The sequence below is a fragment of the Candidatus Neomarinimicrobiota bacterium genome, assembly GCA_018647265.1.
Classification (GTDB): Bacteria; Fidelibacterota; Marinisomatia; order Marinisomatales; family TCS55; genus TCS55.
The window spans coordinates 1-3,322 of the sequence record JABGTK010000047.1; the positions used below are offsets into that span (position 1 = coordinate 1).

Annotated in this window: 4 protein-coding genes; all 4 read right to left on the bottom strand. The window is 39.9% G+C overall.

Annotated features, from left to right (window positions below; all coding sequences use genetic code 11):
* Window positions 1-960: 4Fe-4S dicluster domain-containing protein (locus tag HN459_03160; protein MBT3478440.1), on the bottom strand; the 960-nt coding region annotated here is incomplete at its 3' end.
* Window positions 961-986: 26 nt separating this feature from the next.
* Window positions 987-2,153: an MBL fold metallo-hydrolase gene (locus HN459_03165; GenBank protein MBT3478441.1), complete on the bottom strand. Its 1,167-nt coding sequence runs from the start codon at window positions 2,151-2,153 to the stop codon at window positions 987-989.
* 243 nt (window positions 2,154-2,396) lie between these two features.
* Window positions 2,397-2,912 carry a peroxiredoxin family protein gene (locus tag HN459_03170; GenBank protein ID MBT3478442.1) on the bottom strand — a complete coding sequence of 172 codons (516 nt, stop codon included), beginning with the start codon at window positions 2,910-2,912 and terminating at the stop codon, window positions 2,397-2,399.
* Window positions 2,913-2,921: 9 nt separating this feature from the next.
* Window positions 2,922-3,158, bottom strand: coding sequence for a sulfurtransferase TusA family protein (locus tag HN459_03175; GenBank protein ID MBT3478443.1), 237 nt, complete (start codon window positions 3,156-3,158; stop codon window positions 2,922-2,924).
* Between the last annotated feature and the right edge of the window lie 164 nt (window positions 3,159-3,322).

Sequence of the window (3,322 nt, forward strand, 5' to 3'; positions counted from 1 at the left end):
ATCTTTTACGAGAAATCCACCGGTAAGCCCCATAAAAAAAAGTGAAATAATAAGTCCATTCATTTCAGATTCTGGACTCAATTCACCCATAAATAAACTCCAAACCGCCATCATGAGAAATGTGCCAGTAGCCAGAGCTTTTGTCCAAACGTAAGCCGGGACTTCCCATCCCCAAAGGACGCCTTTACTGGGCGAATCATACACGCGACGTGCTTCAGTCGTATCCACATCTTCTTGAATTTCTTGCGCCACATTATCAATCGCACGTTGGTCAATAGGTTTACCTGTTTTCGCAGAATTCTCCATAGCCAATTGAACTAATAAATTTTCCGTATCTGATTCTGCCACTCGCTTGTCCGCATATTTTGCATAGTGTCCCACACCTGTAGCCTGTTCGGACCAAACATAATCACCATCTCGTTCGGTTGCATTGGGGTCCAACATTTCAGTTGACCCATTAATATAATATAAATTGGGATCAGTCATTTTTTCCGGCTTCCGCGTCATGGTATCTTCATTGGCCACCAGTTGGGCAATCTTGGAATTATCATCACTCAAATCACCGGAAATAATTGCTTCCACTGGGCAGACAACTACGCAAGCCGGCTCATAACCACCATCAATTTTATGGGCACAATAATTACATTTCGCAGCCGTATTCGTATCGGGATCCATATATAATGCATCATAGGGACAAGCTTGCATACAGGATTTACAACCTATGCAGCGGTCATTATCAAAATCAACAATACCATCAGCGCGCGTATGAAGTGCGGTGGTTGGGCAAATTTCTACACACGGCGCATCGGCACAATGGTTACATCTATGGACAGAAAATTCGCGGGTGGACTTAGGGAATTCACCTTTTTCAATATATTTCACATGTGTGCGGTTGACACCAATAGGCACATCGTGCTCACTTTTACAAGCCACGGTGCAGGCATGACAGCCAATGCACATTCTATTATCTATTACAAATCCGTAATTCAATTTTTTCCCTTTATTGCATTATGCATAGCCGCAGCACATTCATTTTTCCCAAGATCCATTATATCCGCTTCATCTATATCCACATCAAGCAATCCTGTATTTACTTTTCGAATTTCATCATAGACTGCCGGTGAGTTTCTCATGTTATCTAAAATGAATTCGGTAAATTTTTCCAACGAATCTAAAGCGTATATCGATGAATTATGTCCAACAATATTTTCTAATTTTTCAGAAAATATCAATTGATCGTTTGCTTCAGTCCAATTCATAAAATGGCCCGGTAATACATTTAGATTTTTATCAAGATTTTGCACCTTATTCGTCAATGTTTCATAAAGCATGGCAGACCATTCTTTTGCTTTGCCACCCAAATCGGGACGACCCACAGACAGAATAAAAATGGTGTCCCCAGAAATGAAAAATTTATCATCAATAATATAGCTCGTACTTCCCGGTGTATGCCCCGGTGAATGCATCACTTTTATCTCGGGTCCATTGTTTCCCATCGAGTACGATTCGCCATCTTGCACTTCACTGTATTGAAAAGATGCTTCACTAAAATCGCCAACATGTGCCATAATTTCTGCGCCTGTTGCATTGGCTATTTGCTTACTGCCACTGATATAATCGGCTTGAAGATGTGTTTCAAAAGTTTGAACAATTTTTGCGTTATGTGTGTTGGCAAACGATTCATAAAAATCATAATTCCGACTGGGATCAAAAATCACCATTTTCCCATTATAAATTAGTCCGTAATTACAGGATGCTTTCCCGGGGCGAATAAATTGATAAAGCGCATAATCTTCTGACTCAGGATTAACTCGTTTAGGTGCAAGTAAATTCCCCCAAGTTTTAATACCGCCTGCTAAAAAGGCCACATCACTAAATCCGTGATTCACCAATATTTCACCCACATATTGGGCAGATCCTTCTTTCGCACAGACCACTTTAATCGGTTGTTCACGAGAGACTTTTGCCACAGTGGCGTCTTCTTCTTCCATGAAATCAAAATAGGGAACATTTGCCATATCAAATGGGTAAGGGCCTTCTACATTAAACCTTTCAAAGTCTTCTTCATTGCGCACATCGAGCACAAGCATATCTTCCCGATTGGATAAGAATTCAAATAAGTCATTGGCAGAGTAGGATTTCAATGATGACATAGCTTGATCTAATTAATGGACTTTTTTAATATAGAAATGTTTCGTATTTGCATCAGTTTCTATTTTAATAATTTGATGTTTTGAAGACCTGCACCAGGCTTTTAAATCGGGCTCGGCTCATGGATGCGCACTGGATGTTTTCAGAATGCCACCCATGGGAAGTGTCTTGATGGCTTGCCATGAACGAATAACGGGCATCCCCATGCCACACGTTCCTAATTCAATTTGATAATCGAATTTCAATTATACAAATAAAGTAATATCTGCGTCCGCAGCAAATTCTAAAAATGAAGCTGCACCACCCAATTCGACACCATCCACAAAATCTTCTTTTTCAAAGCCAAATACATCCATGGTCATTTGACACCCAATCATCTTGACACCCGATTCAATACAAATTTCACGGAGCTCTTCAACCGTGGCCACGCCTTTATTTTTGAATGTTTTTTTCATGAAGGATGTTGCCATTGTTTCAAATCCGGGCACATTCCCCATGATGGCATTTGGAATTGGCCAATTGATATTTTGAAATCCTTCCGGGCCAAAGGGCATTTTCATCGGCATAGATGGATTGGTAGCCGGCGCCACTTTAGCTTCTATTTTTTTATTCAGAAGCGTAAGTCCGTAAAATGTGAAAAACACGGCAACTTCCATTTCCATTGCAACGGCAGTTGATGCCAAAATAAAAGGGGGATATGCCCAATCTAAAGTTCCTTTTGACGCAATAAGCGCCATGCGTTTTGGTTTTGTTTCGCTCATTGTACTCCCCTATGATTTTTGTATATAATAAACAAAATCACTACCATCTTCGCCGGAAGATAACAGTGCATTCCCAGTCCGATTGGCCCATGCTGTAATATCATTTTTTGATCCAGGATCCGTGGAAACCATTTTCAAAATTTCACCGCTGGACATCCCATCCATCGTTTTTTTGGCTTTTAAAATGGGAAGGGGACAATTCAACCCCCTACAATCCAATTCTTGATTAAATGCAATATCATTCATAGTTCTCTTCCTTTTATTTAATTTTCATGAAATTCAATAGTCCAAATACCCTTTGTAATTTTTTCTTGTGCATCAGCCATACAATTTAATATTTTGAATATAAATTCATTCGCCAATGCATAAAAAAACCGTGTCCCTTCTTGTCGATTAATCACAATACCACG

What these genes read in the sequence shown, in the direction of transcription:
- HN459_03165 (MBT3478441.1), bottom strand. Translation starts at nt 2,153, where the DNA reads ATGTCATCATTGAAATCCTACTCTGCCAATGACTTATTTGAATTCTTA.
- HN459_03170 (MBT3478442.1), bottom strand. Translation starts at nt 2,912, where the DNA reads ATGAGCGAAACAAAACCAAAACGCATGGCGCTTATTGCGTCAAAAGGA.
- HN459_03175 (MBT3478443.1), bottom strand. Translation starts at nt 3,158, where the DNA reads ATGAATGATATTGCATTTAATCAAGAATTGGATTGTAGGGGGTTGAAT.